A 17,380-nucleotide genomic window follows, 5' to 3' on the forward strand; every position below is an offset into this window, starting at 1 on the left:
ATAGACCTTGCTCACCCCCGCCAGCTCAAGCTCCACCGGCCCCAACTCCGGCCGCGGCGGCGACCCCGTCGTGTTCTCACTAGCAGCGTCCTGCACCGTTGCCTCTTGTGTCATGTTTATCGATCCCTGGATGTTTCGCCGACCGCTGGCGGCTGGCGAGAGAGGTCGGAGCGCCGCCCGCCGACTCGGGCGGCGTCCCGCTGGGCCCTCAGGAGGCAGTGGGGGCGAACTTGTCGGTCATCCACTTCGACGGGTCCTTGCCCCCGGCGACGAGCTGCGACTTCACCATCTCGTCGTAGGTGGCCTGCCAACTCTGCGGATTGGTCTGCACGATCTTTTCCGGCCCGTCCACCGTCCACGACTTCACGAAGAGCTTCAGTGCCTCCACCGCGACCGCCGGGTCCTTGAACGCCGGGACGTCGTACTTCGTCCCGATCAACCGCATCGTCTCCTTGAACTCGTTCTTCTCGTCGTCGATCATGAATTTGATCGAGTCGGCGATCGCCTGGAGGAACCGGCGGAGCTGGTCCTGCTTGCCCGCGTCCTCGCTCTGCTTGGTCGACGTCACGTAGAGCTGGACCCCGGCGGAGACCGCCGAACTGGGCGCGAACGCCACCGCTTCCGGCTGTTGCTTGAGGACCGAGAGCGAGGTGTCCAGCGAGACGATGTAGCCGTCGATCCGGCCCGACTTCACCAACTCGAAGACACCCGGAGCCAGCCCCACCACCTGCCGCTTCACCGACTCCTTCGGGATCCCGGCCGACGCGAGGACGAGGTCGAGCGTCTTCTCGCTGGTGCCACCGGCCGACGGCAGGCCCATCGTCACACCACGGAAGTCCTCCGCCTTCGTCAGCGGCTTCCGCTTGCTGGACATGAACCGCAGCAGGCCCTGCTTCTCCACGCCACCGAGGTTCACCAGCGGCGCGTTCTTGTCGGAGATCGCCGTGATCGTCTCGATGTCACCGATCTTGGTGATCAGCGCCGACCCGGCCATCACCGTCTGGATCGCCGGCGGAGAGCCCTGGGTCACCTGGATCTTGACATTCAGTCCATGCTTCTTGAAGTGACCGCCGGTCTCCGCCAGCAGCTCCGGAGACATCGAGATGCTGGCCGCCGGGATGATGCTGAGGAAGGTCACCTCCGCTTCCCCGCCGCCGGCGCTGTCGCCCCCGGTGCCGGCGGCTCCGTCGTCGCCGCACGCGGCGAGCACCGTGACGCCGGCTCCGAGGGCCACCGCACCGAGGAAGCCGCGCCGGGTCGGAAGGACGAACGGGTTGCGCCGCGACTCGTGGGCCGAACTTGTCATGCGCCGTCTCCTATTGAGTAGCACCGATATAACGCAAAGCACGCCGGTTGACTACGGCCGGGACGCGTACGCTCGAATCCCGAGGTGACCGACCGTTACCAAATCTTGTTGTACGGCATCCGAACGACTGTGCTCGTATCGGACGTGTTACGGACGTTATCCGCGTCACGACTAGCCGTCAACGGTTCATCCGGACGTCTCCGAAGCTGGCCGAACGTTCTAGCCACCCCTCGGGCGGTCACGCTCCGCTCCCAGCACGCTCAGAACGCGGCCCCGGATCGATGCCCTCCGCGTCGAAATCCTGCCGACCGGCCAAGAGGGATCTGTGCGAAACCGGGTCGGCGGAGGTACCGTGCCCCGATTCCCGCCACCGTCCCCGACGGCCGGATCACCTCGCCACGGGCCGGCACCGGGGCGGACCCCGTTCCCGGGCCGGGCTGTGCACCCGACCGGGCATCCCGGGCCGACCGCCCCCCGGGTCTCACCCGCGCGTTCCCGGCCGCCACAGCGGGCGCGCCTCCCGCATCGAGTAAGGAGCAAACCGTGACATCAACGGACCACAGCGTGGAATCGGACGCTCGTACCGCGTACCTCGGACGGGTTTTCGACATCCGCGACCGCCACGTCCTGGTCACCGGTGCGGCGAGCGGCCTCGGCCGGGCCATCGCGGAGGCGATGGTCGACGCCGGGGCGAACGTCACCCTGGTCGACCGGGACGCCGGAACGCTGCGCCAACTCGCCGACGAGTTCGCCGGTCGAGGCGCGACCGTGACGCACGCCGTCTGCGACGTCGCCGACGCCGATGCCGTCGAGGCCACGGTCACCGAGGCCGCCGACCGGTTCGACGGCCTCGACGTGGCCTTCGTGAACGCCGGCATCCCCGGTGCGCCCCGGACCGACGCCGAGTCCCGGCGACTGGAACGGGTCCAGCTCGACGACTGGGAGCGGGTCATCGGCGTCAACCTGACCGGCGCGTTGAACACGATGCGGGCCGCCGCCTCGGTGATGCGACCCCGCCGATCCGGCCGGATCATCGTGACCGCGTCGACCGCCGGGCTCCGCGCCGACCCGATGGTCGGCTACGCGTACGTGGCGTCCAAGGCCGCGATCGTCAACGTCGTACGGCAGGCGGCGCTGGACCTGGCTCCGGACCAGATCCGGGTCAACGCCATCGCGCCGGGGCCGTTCCGGACGAACATCGGCGGCAAACGCCCCCGGACTCCGGAGTCGGAGGCGACGTGGGCGCGCACGATTCCGCTGGGCCGGATGGCGGATCCCGAGGAGATCAAGGGGCTGGCGCTGCTCCTCGCGTCCCCCGCGTCGAGCTTCATGACCGGCGCCGTCTTCCCGGTCGACGGCGGCGCCCTCGCCCTCTCGCACGCGCTCTGACCCAACGGCTCGTCCCCGTTGCGGCGTCGCGGTTTTTCCGATGGTGCGAGGCGGCGCCGTTGACGGGGCCGGAGGGGCCACGCTACGTTCGTTGTAAGAACAACCGTACGCAAAACGAACGACTGACCAGCTGCTGTCCCGTTCGGCACGGCGGCGACACGTGATCAGGAGACTGGGGACGGATGGCTGAGATCGTCTCGTTGGCCGAGGGCGTGGCCGAACTGGTCAACGACGGGGACACGGTGGCGTTGGAGGGGTTCACCCACCTGATCCCGTTCGCCGCCGGTCACGAGATCATCCGGCAGCGACGCCGCGACCTGGAACTCGTCCGGATGACCCCGGATGTCGTCTACGACCAGCTCATCGGCATGGGCTGCGCGCGACGCCTGGTCTTCTCCTGGGGTGGCAACCCCGGGGTCGGCTCGCTGCACCGGTTCCGTGACGCCGTCGAACGCGGCTGGCCGACGCCGCTGGAGATCGAGGAACACAGCCACGCGGGGATGGCCAACCGGTACGTCGCCGGTGCGTCCGGACTGCCGTTCGCGGTGCTCCGCGGTTACACCGGCACCGACCTGCCGAAGCACACCGGCAACATCAAGCCGATCACCTGCCCCTTCACCGGCGAGGTCCTCACCGCCGTGCCCGCGCTGAACCCCGACGTCACCGTCGTGCACGCCCAGCGCGCCGACCGGGCCGGCAACGTGCAGATGTGGGGCATCACCGGCGTGCAGAAGGAGGCGGTGCTCGCCGCCCGACGCTCGCTGGTCACCGTCGAGGAGATCGTCGACTCGCTGGACCCGACGCCCAACCAGGTGGTGCTGCCGACCTGGGCGGTCAACGCGGTCGCCCTCGTACCCGGCGGCTCCCATCCGTCCTACGCGCAGGGCTACTCCGTCCGCGACAACGGCTTCTACCAGGCATGGGACGCGATCAGCCGCGACCGCGACACGTTCGCCACCTGGATGGAACAGCACGTCCTCAACGTCCGGAGGGATGCATGACCGAGGGGAACGGCATGACCGAGAACTGGACCTCCGACGAGATGATGACCGTCGCCGCCGCCCGCCAACTGCGGGACGGCACCGCGTGCTTCGTCGGGATCGGCCTGCCCAGTACGGCCGCCAACCTCGCCCGCGCCACCCACGCGCCCCGGCTCGTCCTCATCTACGAGTCCGGCTGCCTCGGCGCCAAACCCGACCGGCTGCCGCTCTCGATCGGCGACGGCATCCTGGCCGACACCGCCGACGCGGTGGTCAGCGTCCCGGAGGTCTTCAACTACTGGCTCCAGCCGGGCAACATCGACGTCGGCTTCCTCGGCGGTGCCCAGCTCGACCGGTACGGCAACATCAACACGACCGCGATCGGGGGCGACTACGCCGACCCGAAGGTACGGCTGCCCGGAGCCGGCGGCGCACCCGAGATCGCCGCGTCCTGCCGTGAGGTCATCGTCATCATGCGGCAGAGTCCGCGTACCTTCGTCGAGCGCGTCGACTTCGTCACCTCGTTCGGCTACGGCTCCGGTCCGGGCGATCGGGAGCAACTCGGACTGCGCGGTGCCGGCCCCCAGGTCGTCATCACCGATCTCGGCATCCTCCGGCCCGACCCGTCGACCCGGGAACTGGTGCTGACGCATCTGCACCCGGGCGCGACGGTCGAGCAGGCCCGCGCGGCCACCGGCTGGGCGTTGGTGGTCGCCGACGACCTCCGTACCAACGAGCCGCCCAGCGAAGCGGAACTCACGGTGCTGCGCGCGCTCAAGGCGGCCACCGGGGCCGACCGGCCCGTCACCGCCCGCTGACGAGGCTCGCTGACGAGGCCCGGCGGGCTGCCGGTCCCCCTTCCCCTCGGTCCCGCTCGGGGACTCCGTCGCATCCCCCGACGCGACACACCCTGACCTCCGGTTCCTCACCTGGGGTGCCGGTCCGTCTACGCTGGGGTACCGACACCGGCCCGCCTCGTGGGCGGTGTCGGCCGACGCGGTCGCTTCTGGCCAGCGGGACCCTGTCCGGATCGAGCAGGACCATGGTGGACCATTGACCGAGACGCAGTCCCGCAGTCCGGAGTTCGTGCAGTCGCTCGAGCGGGGGCTCGCCGTCATCCGCGCCTTCGACGCCGAGCACCCGGAGTTGACCCTCTCCGACGTCGCCCGCGCCGCGGATCTCACCCGGGCCGCCGCGCGCCGGTTCCTGCTCACTCTCGTCGAACTCGGCTACGTACGCAGCGACGGGCGGCTCTTCGCCCTCCGCCCCCGGATTCTCGAACTCGGGTACGCCTACCTTTCCAGCCTGAATCTGCCCGAGGTCGCCCTGCCGCACCTGGAGTCCCTCGTCGCGCAGGTCCACGAGTCGTGCTCGGTCTCGGTGCTCGACGGCGACGAGGTCGTCTACATCGCGCGGGTGCCCACCCACCGGATCATGACGATCGCGATCAGTGTCGGGACCCGGTTTCCCGCGTACGCCACGTCGATGGGGCGGGTGCTGCTGGCGGCACAGCCCGAGCAGTGGCTCGACGGCTACCTCGCCCGGACCGAGCTGCGGCCGATGACCCGGCGCACCATCACGGATCCCGAGCGGCTCCGATCGACGCTGCACCGGGTGCGGTCCCAGGGCTTCGCCCTGGTGGACCAGGAGTTGGAGGAGGGCCTGCGATCGATCGCGGTGCCGATCCGACGCCCGGACGGGTCCGTCGCCGCCGCGATGAACCTGTCGGCTCACGTGAGCCGGGGCAGCTCCGAGAGCATCCGCCGGGAGTTGCTTCCCGCGCTGCTCGACACCGCCAACATCCTTCAGGAGGACCTGCGGGTGGCCGTCCGGAACCCGGGCCGAACGCGCTGACGTACCGGGGCTGACCCTCCCGCCGGCAGCCGGCGGGCGCGGGTGTGCCGAATAGCGGAACCGCTTCTTGTGGGCTTCGGGGCCGGCTGCGAGCGTGCTGGCAGCACCACCGCACTTCCACCGAAACGCCACGTTCACGCGCCGGACATCCGCTGCCCCGTCCGCGCGGTCGGCGGCCGCTCCAGGCGGAGCGGACACCGGACATTCGCCTAGGAGATACCCATGCTCAGTGCGCTGATTTCCGCCGGGAAGACCAGATCGTCCGCCGGGACGAGCGGACCGCCGCGCCGGTACGGCGCCCGGGGCGCGCTGGCGCTGCTGCTCACCGGGAGCCTCGCGCTGTCCGCCTGCGGCGGCGGCTCGTCGGACCAGGAGTCCACGGCCGAGCTGAAGAAGGTCACCTACCTCAACACGCTGCCGCTGGAGAGTCTGACCTACGCCCCCGAACTCATCGCCGACACCAACGGGTACTTCAAGGCCGAGGGGCTGGACGTCAACTTCCAGTACATCAACGGGACGCCCCCGGCGATCGCGGCCGTGATGTCCGGCAAGGGTCTGCTCACCCGGGCCGGCGACACCGACATCATGCGGAGCATCGGCGACAAGAACGCCCAGATCGTGAACGTCGGCACGGTGCAGAAGGGCGGCACCACCATCCGGGTCGTGTCGAGCAAGCGGAACCAGATCACCAACGCCACCGAACTACGTGGGAAGACCATCGGCCAGTCCGCGCTGGGCGGCACCACCGAGGGCATCCTGGTGTTGGTGCTCGCGTCCCAGAACATGAAGCTGACCGACGTCAAGCAGCAGGTGGTGGGACTCAGCGCGGGCACCTTCAACCTGGTGCAGGGCGGTCGCCTCGACGCCTTCATGACGTCGCTGGACACCTCGTTGCAGGTGCGGGCGGACCACTCGGACGCCATCCTCCTCGACCCGTCGCAGTACACCGCGGCGGGCACGCAGGCGTACATCACCTCGACGGAACAGGCGAAGGACCCGGCGCGACAGGACGAGATCCAGCGCTATCTGCGGGCCATCAAGTCGGCGATCACGTTCATCGCCGAGGACAAGGCCGACGGCTACGCCGACACGATCAAGCTGATCAGCGGCAAGTACAAGGTGCCGTCGTTCGCCAACCCGGACGTGGCGAAGGCGGCCCTGGACACGTACGTCACGACGTGGACCGCGGGTGGCATCGAGACGGCAGTGCAGACCGATCCGGCGCGGTGGTCCGCGACCTACCAGGAACTGGTCAAGGCCGGACTGCTCGGCGGCGGCAAGGACCCGGTCCAGTGGCTCGACGACCGCAACGCGCCCAGGTCCTGACGACGGCGCGAGTGTCGGTGAAGAACATGCGCATCACGGCCCTGGAGAGCCTGCACTGTGCCGCCGGAACACGCGTCTGGTCGTTCCTGAAACTGTCCACCGACTCGGGAATCACCGGATGGGCCGAATACACCGACAACCAACTGGGCAGCACCGCGCTGGGCGAGATCATCGCCCGGCTCGGCCAGCGGGTCGTCGGCGCGGACCCGGGACAGCTCCGCCTGATCGAGGCGACCCTGCACTCGACCACCCGGGAGGCGGCCGGCGGGCTGACCCAGCGCGCCATCGGCGCCATCGTGAACGCCGCGCTGGATGCCAAGGCGCGAGCCCTCGGCGTACCGGTGCACGCGCTGTTCGGCGGTCCGGTGCGCGAACGCATCCCGCTGTACTGGTCACACTGCGGGCTGGGCCGGATCCGGATGTCCGAGGCGCTCGGCACTCCCCCGCTGCGCGACCTCGACGACATCCGGGCGCTGGGCGCGGAGGTGCGCGACCGCGGCTTCCGGGCCCTGAAGACCAACCTCATGGGGTACGACGGCAGCCAAGTCGCCCTCCGGCTGCCGGCCTGGGGCGGGGACGGCTTTCCCGAACTGGAGTTGACGCCGTCGTTCCTGCGGGACGTGGTCGAGGTCGTCGCGGCCTTCCGGGAGGGTGCCGGACCCGATGTCGAGGTGCTGCTGGACGTCAACTTCAACGTCAAGGGCGAGGGCATCGGCCGGCTGGCCCGGGCGCTCGAACCGTACGACCTGTCCTGGCTGGAGGTCGATACCTTCGAGCCGTACGCCCTGGTCGCCGCGCGCCGGAACACCCACGTCCGGATCGCCTCCGGTGAGGCGTTGTACACAGCGCGGGCCTACCGGCCGTTCTTCGAGGCGCGGTCGATGGACGTGCCGATCGTCGACGTGGCCTGGAACGGGTTCCCGGAGGCGGTCCGGGTCGCCGACCTGGCCGACTCGTACGACCTGAACATCGCGCCCCACAACTACGCCGGTCACCTGCTCACCTACATGAGCGCACACCTCGCGGCGGTGGCCCCGAACCTCTCCGTCCTGGAGTACGACGTCGACGGGGTGCCGTGGCGGGACGAGGTCTTCAGCCAGGTGCCCGAGATCGTCGACGGTCACCTGGTCGTGCCGTCCGGGCCCGGTTGGGGCTGCGAACCCGACGAGGAGGCCATCCGGGCCCATCCGGTAGGCGGCTGAACCCCGTCCGCGCCACCCCCGTTCCAGACAGCTACCCAGGAGTTCCCGTGCCCCGGATCACCAGTCTCGACGCCCGAGTCGTCAGCTACCGCTTCGACAACCGACCGCGACCACTCAGCCTCGGCAGCGCGCTGCGCCGGGACGTCGTGCTGGTCCGGGTGGTGTGCGAGGACGGCACCGTCGGCTACGGCGAGTCCTTCCACGGGCACGCCGGCAGCGCCGTCGCGGAGATCGTCAACACCACGATGCAGGAGGTGGTGGTCGGCCGGGAGGCGTACGAGACGCTCGCGGTCAACCGGGAGACGTTCGCGCGCTTCATCCTCTCGGCCGGGATGTCCGGCGGGTTCCTGCTCGCGCTCAGTGGCATCGACCTCGCGATGTGGGACGCCTGGGGCAAGATCAAGGGCGAGCCGGTGCATCACCTGCTGGGCGGTTCGGCGACCGACTTCGCCCTGTACGGCGGTGGGTTCACCCTCGGCTTCCAGCCACCGCCGGAGCTGGCCGAGGAGGTCGGGCGGATGCGCGACAGCTTCGGTTGGCAGGCGGTCAAGCTCCGGATCGGCGACTCGCCGGAGCGCGACGTGGCCCGGGTACGCCACATCAGAGAGGTGTTCGGCGAGGAACTGTCCATAATGGTGGACGCCAACCTCGGGCATCGGTACGACGTGGCCCGGGTGGCGCCGGCACTGGCCGACCTCGGCGTGGGCTGGCTGGAGGAGCCGTACGCCCCGGGATCCCCGGCCCGGTTCGTGGCGCTCCGCGCGCGCGGCCTGGTTCCGGTCGCGGCCGGCGAGAATCTGGGCGGCGCGCACGAGTTCGCGGACTGGATCGACCGGGGCGCCCTGGACGTCGTGCAGCCGGATGTGAGCCGGGTGGGTGGGATCACCGAGGCACTGCGGATCGCGGCGCTGGCCCGGGCCGCCAATCTCCGGTTCGCGCCGCACATCTCGCACAGCGTCCTGAACCACGCGGCCACCCTGCACCTGCTCTCGGCCGCCGGTGGGGACGGCGTGTTCGAGGCGGACGGCTCGGTGGAGAACCCGTTCCGGGACGGCGTCCTCTCCGGCGGGCCGGTCCTGGCCGACGGCCGGGCGAGCCTGCCCACCGAACCCGGCCTCGGCGTGGTCGTGGACGAGGGCGCCCTCCACCGCTACCCCGGCGAGACCGGGTCGCCGTTCCCCCGGTCCCGATAGCCCGAACCTCAGCTGGCGGCGTGGCCGAGCTGCCCGACAATCTCCGCGACGACGGCGTCCGTCTCCGGGCCCGGTCGCAGCAGCATCCACGCGTGAGTCATGTCCGGGAACTCGCGCAGTACCAGGTCGGTACCGGCGACCCCGTCGGCGAGGTGTTCGAGCCGCCGGGCGTCCGGCGTGAGGATGTCGTTCGTGGCGGCGAAGATGGTGACCCGCCCCAGGTCCTCGAGCGGTCCGTTGATCGGGCTCAACCATGGCGTGGACGGGTCATCGGGCCCGGCCCACATCCCCGCCAGCCGGATGAGGTTCCCGGTCGACGACATCGGGTCGTACGGCTCGATCGCACTGATGTCGGGATTGGTCATCGTCGCGTCGAGCCAGGGAGACATCAGGATGATGTCGGCCGGCCGGGGGCTTGCCGGCGGCAGTGACTGGACGAGCGCCAGGCCCATGGTGCCGCCTGCGGAGTCGCCCACCACGGCGAACCGGTCCCTGGCGTGGCGCCCGGCCAGACGGTCGTAGAGCCGCCGCAGGGTCGGGAAGACGTCGCGATGGGTGTGTCCGGGTGCGACCGGGTACTCGGGCACCGTGAACGTACGCCCGGTGAGGGTGGCCAGCCGGGCGACGAATTCCCAGTGCGGCGGTTGCAGCTCGCTGACGTAGCCACCGCCGTGCAGGTAGAGAACGTGTCCGGCGCCGTCGCCCGGACGAGGCGACACCTCGTGGACCGGCCATCCCTCGAACGCGTCCGTGCTGATGGTGAGCCCGGGTAGCGGCGATCCTGTTGACACGCGCTTGCCACTGGACATCAGATCTCCTACTCATCGCGGCCCCAAGGGGCGTTGTTGTCGATCCGGCACGAATCGGGTGATCCGGAACGAACCAGGCGGCCCGGGATGGACCGCCAGGCCCGAACGGATCAGGACAGGGTGCCGGCGGACCACAGGCGCAGCGCGACCGCGGCGAGCGAGACGATCAAGAGCACGGCGGGCGCGACGATCGTACGGTCGCCTACCCGAAGATGCGCACTGATAGCCCCGGCGAAGTAGAGCACCAGGCCGATGCCAGCGGCGATCCCGATCGGCCACCAGAACAGACCGACGACAAGTCCCACGGCCCCCGCGAGTTCGAGGACTGCGAGGATCGGGGCGATCTTCAGGGCTCCGACCCGTTCCAGCGTCGCGAGCTGGGACGGGGAACGTTGCAGCTTTCCGACAGCGGACGCCACCAGGAGGGCGGCGAAGGCGAGGCTGACGACGAGGGTGGTGACGAACATCCTGACTCCTAGCTGAGGGGCCTGACGAGGGCGGACGACCGCCGATACCGAGGCCCGTCCGGCCGTGACCTGTACCGGAGACCATTCTCCGGTACAGGCTATAACGGAGACAGCTCTCCACTATTCCCGGTACGATCACGGTCATGGACGAGGAAGCGAGCGCGACCGGCACGGCGCGGCGGCCGCAGCGTGCCGAACGCAGCGACAGCCTCCGCAACCGCGAGAAACTTGTCGCGACGGCACGGACGCTGTTCGCCACGGAGGGGCTCGGCGCCCCGATGGACAAGATCGCCACCGGTGCCGGGGTCGGGCCAGGCACCCTCTACCGGCACTTCCCGTCCCGCCTCAAGCTCTGGGAGGCCGTGCTGGAGGAGCCGTTGCGCGCCCAACTCGAACTGGTCGAGCGCGCGGTGGCGAATCCCGACCGATGGGCGGGGGCGGCCGGATACATCATGGAGACCTGCGCACTGGAGGCGGAACGTGGCGGCTATCTCAACCTGATGACCGTCCGGTTCGACGGCGCCCCCCGGCTCCTGGCGATCCGCGAACAGATCCAGCGACGCATCGAGGAACTCTTCGGCCAGGCCCGCGAGGCCGGCGCCGTACGCGCCGACTTCACCGTCGAGGACCTGATCTTCATCACCCTGTCGAACAGCCGGGTGGCCGAGGTCACCCGCGCCGTCGCACCCGGCGCGTGGCGGCGAAACGCCGAACTCTTCCTCGACAGCATCCGACCAGAGCGCGCCCACCCGCTGAGCCAACCGCCGATGAAGCCGAGCCAGGTGGCCAGCAGCATGATGCGCCCGGCGCTCCGACGGGGCGACGGCGTTGCTGGAACACCCTGACCGCGGTCTGCTGGCCCCGGATCCGCCTTACCCGCCGAGCCGGCGGATCCGGTAGAGCCCGTCGAGCCGGTAGCGCCGGTGCGGGCCGCCGAGCCGGGCCGTCGTCCGGCATGACGATCATGTCAGCCGTATAGTCGGACCAGTGGGAGATGGCGGCGACATAATCAAGGAAGCCTGTGGAGTCTTCGGGGTACGGGCGCCTGACCAGCCCGTCTCCCACATGACGTACCTCGGCCTGTACGCACTGCAACATCGCGGCCAGGAGTCGGCGGGCATGGCCGTCAGCGAAGGCACCAAGATCTGGGTCAACAAGGACATGGGCCTGGTGTCGACCGTCTTCGACCACCACCGCCTTGCGGCGCTGCGGGGCCATCTGGCGATCGGACACACCCGGTACTCGACCACCGGAGCCAGCGCCTGGCAGAACGCCCAGCCGTCGTACCGGATGGCCCAGGAGATCCAGTTCGCCCTCGCGCACAACGGCAATCTGGTCAACACGCCCGAACTGGCTCAGGAGCTGGGGCTGGCTCCGGGCACGGTGGGCAGTGACAGCGACCTGGTCGCCGAACTCGTGGTCGCCGAACTCGCCGCGCCGGATGCCGTCGGCGACGCGGATCCCCTCGAACGTGCGCTGGCCCGGGTACTCCCCCGGCTCCGGGGCGCCTTCTCCTTCGTGATCATGGATGAGGACCGGCTGATCGGTGTCCGGGACCCCAACGGCTTCCGCCCACTGTTCCTCGGACAACTTCCGCACGGCTGGGTGCTCGCCTCGGAGACGCCGGCCCTCGACGTCGTGAGCGCGCAGGTGGTGCGTGAGGTCGAACCCGGCGAGATGGTGGTGATCGACGCGGCAGGTGTGCGGTCCGTCCGCCCGTTCCCGGCCACCGCCGTCAACCCGACGCTGTGCTCGTTCGAGTTCGTCTACTTCGCCCGCCCCGACGGCGTGCTCCGCGGGCAGGGGGTACACGGTGCCCGGAAGCGGATGGGCATGCAGCTCGCGGTGCAGGCACCGGTCGACGCCGACCTGGTGGTACCGGTGCCCGAGTCCGGCATCCCCGGCGCCCAGGGATTCGCCCAGCAGTCCGGCATCCCGTACGGCGACGGCTGGATCAAGAACCGCTACATCGGTCGGACCTTCATCGCGCCCACCCAGGAACTGCGGGACAACGCGGTGCGGATCAAGTTGAACCCGATCATCGAGAACGTCGCCGGACAACGGCTGGTGGTCGTCGAGGACTCGATCATCCGGGCCACCACGCTCCGCGGAACCATGCGGATGCTCCGCGAGGCCGGTGCCGCAGCCATCCACCTGCGGATCTGCTCCCCGCCCTACCGGTGGCCCTGCTTCTACGGGATGGACACCGGCGACCGTGGCACGCTCATCGCCGCGAACCTCGACGTGGACGCGATCCGCGACTACCTCGGCGTCGACTCGCTGGTCTACCTCGAACTCGACCGGATGCTCAACGCCATCAGCGACGAGCCGAGTGACTTCTGCACCGCGTGCATGACCGGCGACTACCCGGTCCCCGTCTCCGTCAACACCACGAAGGACATGCTGGAAAGGGCCTGACCGGTCGCGCGACGTCAGCGAAGCGACCGGAAACCGGCGCGAAGATCCTCCGAGAGGAGCTGCGGCTGTTCCCAGGCCGCGAAGTGCCCGCCCCTGTCGTGCTTGTTGTAGTAGATCAGGTTGGGATACGACTGTTCTGCCCAACTCCGCGGGCACTGGTAGAGCTCGTCGGGAAAGGCGCTGACGGCGACCGGGAGGGAGACACCTTTCGCGGAGAGAAAGGGGAACTTGTTCTCCGCGTAGAGACGAGCCGCGGAGATCGCCGTGTTCGTCAGCCAGAAGAGCGTGACGTTGTCCAGTACGTCGTCCCGGGTGAGACCTCTGCGCTGTCCGGCGAAGACCTGCGAGATCAGTTCCAGACTCTTCTCGTCGTGGTCGAGCATGAAGGAGGCCAGGCCGACGGGCGAATCCGCGAGTCCGGTCAACGTCTGCGGGCGCGTCCCCATCTCGAGGGCGTAGGCGAGGTGCTGGTAGAAAAAGCCCAACTGATCGCACGCGTGCTTCTCTTCGGCCGAGAGGCCGGACGGCGGTGGGCCGCCGGACAGGAGCGTCTTGTCGAGGTCGGGGGGAACGGCGCCGGGCATGTTGGTATGGATCCCGAGCAGTTCCGGAGGCGCTTCCAGACCTATCAGATCCGTTATCAGCGCACCCCAGTCGCCGCCCTGCGCCACGAATCGCGGGTAGCCGAGCCGCCTCATCAACTCTATCCAGGCGCGCGCGATGTGGGTCGGACCCCAGCCGCTGCTGGTCGGCTTGCCGGAGAACCCGTATCCCGGCAACGACGGAATAACCAGGTGAAAGGCGTCCGACGCGCTCGCGCCGTGCGCCGTGGGATTGGTGAGGGGGTCGATGATCTTCAACTGCTCGATGATCGAGCCGGGCCAGCCGTGCGTGACGATGAGCGGCAACGCGTCCTCGTGCTTCGAACGGACATGGATGAAGTGGATGTCCAGTCCGTCGATCTCGGTGACGAACTGCGGTAGCGCGTTCAGTCGCGCCTCGACCCCGCGCCAGTCGTACTCTTTCTGCCAGTAGCGCGCGAGTGCCTGGATCGTCGCCAACTGCACGCCCTGCGACTGATCTCCGACGGTCTCCTTTTCGGGCCAGCGCGTGGCTGCGATCCGCGCACGCAGCGCCTCGAGTTCCGCCTCCGGGACCTCTACCGTGAACGGTCGGATCTCCGCGACGGCCGCTGGCGCTTCGGTCTTGACAGCCACGTGGGGCCTCCCATCCGTTTCGAACCCGTCAGAGCTCTGCCCGGACTTCCCCGCAACGACGGAGGCATGCCGCCGCCGCGCCGGGGACTTAGACGCCGAGCTGCCGGGACAACGAGAGCGAGGCGGTGAGTACGGCGGGCGCGAAATTCCGCGCCGTGGACCGGCTCTGCATCCCGGTCACCGAGACGGCGGCCACGATCTCGCCCCGTCGGTCGAAGAGCGGCGCCGCCACGCAGTGCAGCCCGATCCGGGACTCCTCGACGTCGTACGCGATCCTCCGCTCCCGTACGGTCGCCAGTTCCGCACGCAGCGCCTTCGGATCCTGGATGGTCTTCGGGGTCATCCGGCGCAGCCCGGCCGCGACGACCTCGTCGAGCAGCGCCGGGCTCGAATAGGCCAGGATCGCCTTGCCCAGCGCGGTGCAGTGCATCGGCAGCCGCCCACCGGCCCGCGAGTGCGGCACCGGCTCGTTCGGTGCGAGCAGCTTCTCGACATAGACGATGTCGATCCCGTCCCGTACGGCGAGATTCACCGTCTTGCGGGTGGTGGTGTGCAGATCCTCCAGATACGGCAGGGCGATATCGCGCAGTTCCCGGGGCGATGGCACCAGGTGTCCGAGTTCGAACAGTCGCATCCCGAGCCGGAGCCCGTTCGGCGTACGCTCCAGGGCCCGCCACTTCACGAGGTCGCCGACCAGCCGGTGCGCGGTCGACTTCGGCAGCCCGGCGCGGTCGGCGAGTTCGGTCAGGGTGAGTTCTCCGTCGCCCTTGTCGAACGCGTCGAGCAGGGAGAGCGCCCTACTGAGGGATGAGCCTTGGTTCCGCATGTCGGAACGGAGGCTAGCGCTGGAGGACCCGGTTGACAAGGGTGCAGGGTGCACGGAGGCGGCCGAGGACCACTGGGAGTGGGTACCGGCGAGGGCCGACCAGAACCGCCTCGGCTTTCGAGAAGGAGACCGAATATGACCGTGCTGGATCAGTCCGGCACGCCGGCGACTCGGCGGCGGCGTGGGTACGCGTTTCGAGCGGGCGCCGCACTCGGCCTGAGCGCGGTGCTGGCGTTGACCGCCTGCGGCGGCTCCGAGGCGGGCGGCAAGACCGAGGGACTTCAGAAGGTCACCTTCCTGACCAACGTGCCGACCGCCGGGCTGACCTGGGCCGCGGAGCTGGTCGCCCAGACCTGCGGCCACTTCGCCAAGGAAGGGCTGGACGTCGAATTCCAGTACATCAACGGCGCTCCCGCCGGGGTGCAGGCGATCCTGGCCGGTACCGGCCTGCTGGTCCGCCCCGGTGACACCGACACCATGCAGTCGATCGTCACCGGAGCGCCGATCGTCAACGTCGGCGCGGTGCAGAAGGGCGGCTCGACGCTGCGCGTCGTGTCGCACCGCGACCGCCCGTTGGACACGGCGGCCTCGATGAACGGCAAGACCATGGGCGTCGGCTCGACCGGCGGCTCCACCAAGGTGACGCTCGACCTGGTGCTCGCCTCCGCCGGGCTGAAGCCCGAGGCGCTCAAGCGCCAGGTCGTGGGCCTGACGCCGGCGGTGTTCAACCTGGTCGAGACCCGCAAGCTGGACGGCTACGTGGTCTCCCTGGACACCGCGTTCACCTTGCAGGGCCAGCAGCCGGACGCGGTGGTGTTCGACCCGTCGACGGTGACCTCGGCCGGCTCGAACAACTACGTCACCTCGTCCGCCAACGCCAAGGACCCGGTCAAGTCCGACCAGATCCGCCGGTTCATGCGGGGCGTCGCCGCGTCGATGAAGGCCATCATCGCGGACAAGGCCAACGGGTACGCCGAGACCAAGAAGTGCATCTCCTCCAAGTACGACGTGGCCAGCCTGAAGGACCAGAAGGTGACCCAGCAGGCGATGGACGTCTACGTGGACTCCTGGCAGACCGGTGGCGCCGACAAGCTGCTCCAGACCGATCCCGCCGCCTGGCAGAAGACCTACGACGAGTTGGTCAAGGCCGGACTCGTCGAGGCCGGCAAGGACCCGAGCCAGTGGTTCAGCAACGAGTTCGCCCCGACCGGCGCCTCCTGACCGTTCCGACGCGTCGGCGGGCGAACCGTCCGCCGACGCCGGGATGGTCTGCGAACCACGAACGATTCGGAGCAACGTCATGGCTCTCGTCGAGGTCACCCGGCTCCGCCGGATGGTCCGCGAAATCCTCCACGCGCACGACGTGCCCGAGCGGGCCGCGCGACTCCAGTCCGACCTGCTGATCGCCGCCGAACTGCGCGGACATCCGTCGCACGGCGTGTTCCGGCTACGCCGGATCGTCGAGCGGCTCCGGGCCGGCGTCGCCGATCCGGTGGCGACCGGACGGCACGACTGGGCCGGCACCGCGCTGCTGCGGGTGGACGGGGAGCAGGGGCTCGGGCCGGTGGTGGCGATGTCGGCGCTGGACGCGGTCCGGGAACGGGCCCGGAGCACCGGCGTGGCGGCGGCGGTCATCCGGCACAACAACCACCTCGGCATGCTGAGCTGGTACGTCGAGCAGGTCGCCCTGGCCGGTCAGGTCGCGATCGCCACCTGCACCAGCGAGGCACTGGTGCATCCGTGGGGCGGCCGGCGGCCGATGATCGGGACGAACCCGATCGCGATCGGGGTACCGGCCCAGCCGCATCCGCTGGTCCTCGACATGGCCACCGGGCTGGTGTCGATGGGAAAGATCCACGACTACGCCAACCGGGGCCTGCCGCTGCCTCCGGGCTGGGCGCTGGACGCGGCGGGCGAACCGACCACCGACGCGCGGGCGGCGACCGCCGGCTCGATCGCGCCGTTCGGCGAGGCCAAGGGGTACGCACTGGCGCTCACCCTCGAGGTGCTGGTCGCGACGCTGACCGCCTCGGAGACCGGCACGGCGGTACGCGGCACCCTCGACTCCGACCAGCCCAGTTCCAAGGGCGACCTCTTCATCGTCTTCGACCGGCCGCCCGGGGCGGTCGTGGAGTCGATCGGGGCGTACCTGCAAGCGGTCCGGGACACCGAGCCGACCGGTGACGCCCCGGTGCAGGTGCCGGGCGACCGGTCCCGGCTGCGCAGCGGGCTCACCGCCGAACAGGGCGTCGAGGTCGCCGACGAGGTGTGGCAGCACCTGGAGACCCTGCACGACGCCGCGCGGACGCACGTCGTCGCGGACAGCGCGACAACACCGGCGGACAGCCACGGAACCATCCCGGAGAGAGCGGAGAGCGAACGTCCATGAGCGA

Annotated in this window: 16 protein-coding genes; 11 read left to right on the forward strand and 5 right to left on the reverse strand. The window is 69.6% G+C overall.

The genetic code is table 11. The features are described from left to right. Window positions 1-208 precede the first annotated feature (208 nt). Window positions 209-1,306: an ABC transporter substrate-binding protein gene (locus ACFP2T_RS34420; protein ID WP_377429263.1), complete on the reverse strand. Its 1,098-nt coding sequence runs from the start codon at window positions 1,304-1,306 to the stop codon at window positions 209-211. Between the two features lie 543 nt (window positions 1,307-1,849). On the opposite strand from ACFP2T_RS34420, the gene ACFP2T_RS34425 reads away from it, so the two are divergent. The 7 genes from ACFP2T_RS34425 (at window position 1,850) to ACFP2T_RS34455 (ending at window position 9,250) form a co-directional block, all read left to right on the forward strand. Beyond that, complete coding sequence (locus tag ACFP2T_RS34425; RefSeq protein WP_377429265.1) at window positions 1,850-2,695, forward strand: SDR family NAD(P)-dependent oxidoreductase; 846 nt, start codon at window positions 1,850-1,852, stop codon at window positions 2,693-2,695. A 182-nt stretch (window positions 2,696-2,877) separates the two neighbouring features. Continuing rightward, window positions 2,878-3,696, forward strand: a complete 819-nt coding sequence (locus ACFP2T_RS34430) for a CoA transferase subunit A (protein WP_377429267.1) — start codon at window positions 2,878-2,880, stop codon at window positions 3,694-3,696. Next, window positions 3,693-4,493, forward strand: a complete 801-nt coding sequence (locus tag ACFP2T_RS34435) for a CoA-transferase subunit beta (RefSeq protein WP_377429269.1) — start codon at window positions 3,693-3,695, stop codon at window positions 4,491-4,493. Before ACFP2T_RS34430 ends, ACFP2T_RS34435 begins: the two co-directional genes overlap by 4 nt. 235 nt (window positions 4,494-4,728) lie before the next feature. Further along, window positions 4,729-5,529 carry an IclR family transcriptional regulator gene (locus ACFP2T_RS34440; protein WP_377429271.1) on the forward strand — a complete coding sequence of 267 codons (801 nt, stop codon included), beginning with the start codon at window positions 4,729-4,731 and terminating at the stop codon, window positions 5,527-5,529. 222 nt (window positions 5,530-5,751) lie between these two features. Continuing rightward, entirely contained in the window at window positions 5,752-6,855 is a 1,104-nt protein-coding gene (locus tag ACFP2T_RS34445; RefSeq protein ID WP_377429273.1) for an ABC transporter substrate-binding protein, read from the forward strand. Window positions 6,856-6,881: 26 nt separating this feature from the next. Next, window positions 6,882-8,057: a mandelate racemase/muconate lactonizing enzyme family protein gene (locus ACFP2T_RS34450; RefSeq protein WP_377429275.1), complete on the forward strand. Its 1,176-nt coding sequence runs from the start codon at window positions 6,882-6,884 to the stop codon at window positions 8,055-8,057. Between the two features lie 47 nt (window positions 8,058-8,104). After that, complete coding sequence (locus ACFP2T_RS34455; protein WP_377429277.1) at window positions 8,105-9,250, forward strand: mandelate racemase/muconate lactonizing enzyme family protein; 1,146 nt, start codon at window positions 8,105-8,107, stop codon at window positions 9,248-9,250. Window positions 9,251-9,258: 8 nt separating this feature from the next. On the opposite strand, the gene ACFP2T_RS34460 is transcribed toward ACFP2T_RS34455, so the two are convergent. Then, the gene (locus tag ACFP2T_RS34460) at window positions 9,259-10,059 is read right to left on the reverse strand and encodes an alpha/beta hydrolase fold domain-containing protein (protein WP_377429279.1); all 801 of its coding nucleotides are present in this window, start codon (window positions 10,057-10,059) and stop codon (window positions 9,259-9,261) included. A 110-nt stretch (window positions 10,060-10,169) separates the two neighbouring features. After that, window positions 10,170-10,526: a DoxX family protein gene (locus tag ACFP2T_RS34465; RefSeq protein WP_377429281.1), complete on the reverse strand. Its 357-nt coding sequence runs from the start codon at window positions 10,524-10,526 to the stop codon at window positions 10,170-10,172. A 143-nt stretch (window positions 10,527-10,669) separates the two neighbouring features. Here ACFP2T_RS34465 and ACFP2T_RS34470 point away from each other — a divergent pair, with 143 nt between their 5' ends. Next, window positions 10,670-11,371, forward strand: a complete 702-nt coding sequence (locus ACFP2T_RS34470) for a TetR/AcrR family transcriptional regulator (protein ID WP_377429283.1) — start codon at window positions 10,670-10,672, stop codon at window positions 11,369-11,371. 142 nt (window positions 11,372-11,513) lie between these two features. Further along, window positions 11,514-12,944: an amidophosphoribosyltransferase gene (gene purF / locus ACFP2T_RS34475; protein ID WP_377429285.1), complete on the forward strand. Its 1,431-nt coding sequence runs from the start codon at window positions 11,514-11,516 to the stop codon at window positions 12,942-12,944. Window positions 12,945-12,958: 14 nt separating this feature from the next. Here purF and ACFP2T_RS34480 read toward each other — a convergent pair whose 3' ends face one another. Together ACFP2T_RS34480 and ACFP2T_RS34485 are read right to left on the reverse strand one after the other, a co-directional pair. Further along, on the reverse strand, window positions 12,959-14,161 hold the full coding sequence (locus tag ACFP2T_RS34480) for an epoxide hydrolase family protein (RefSeq protein WP_377429287.1): 1,203 nt from the start codon (window positions 14,159-14,161) through the stop codon (window positions 12,959-12,961). 88 nt (window positions 14,162-14,249) lie between these two features. Continuing rightward, complete coding sequence (locus tag ACFP2T_RS34485) at window positions 14,250-14,987, reverse strand: IclR family transcriptional regulator (RefSeq protein WP_377429289.1); 738 nt, start codon at window positions 14,985-14,987, stop codon at window positions 14,250-14,252. Between the two features lie 135 nt (window positions 14,988-15,122). Between ACFP2T_RS34485 and ACFP2T_RS34490 the strand changes: the two genes are divergently transcribed. Both ACFP2T_RS34490 and ACFP2T_RS34495 read left to right on the forward strand, forming a co-directional pair. Beyond that, window positions 15,123-16,208, forward strand: coding sequence for an ABC transporter substrate-binding protein (locus ACFP2T_RS34490; protein ID WP_377429291.1), 1,086 nt, complete (start codon window positions 15,123-15,125; stop codon window positions 16,206-16,208). Window positions 16,209-16,287: 79 nt separating this feature from the next. Beyond that, window positions 16,288-17,376: an Ldh family oxidoreductase gene (locus ACFP2T_RS34495; protein WP_377429293.1), complete on the forward strand. Its 1,089-nt coding sequence runs from the start codon at window positions 16,288-16,290 to the stop codon at window positions 17,374-17,376. Window positions 17,377-17,380: the final 4 nt, after the last annotated feature.

Source organism: Plantactinospora solaniradicis, from assembly GCF_042658085.1.
Taxonomy (GTDB): domain Bacteria; phylum Actinomycetota; class Actinomycetes; order Mycobacteriales; family Micromonosporaceae; genus Plantactinospora; species Plantactinospora solaniradicis.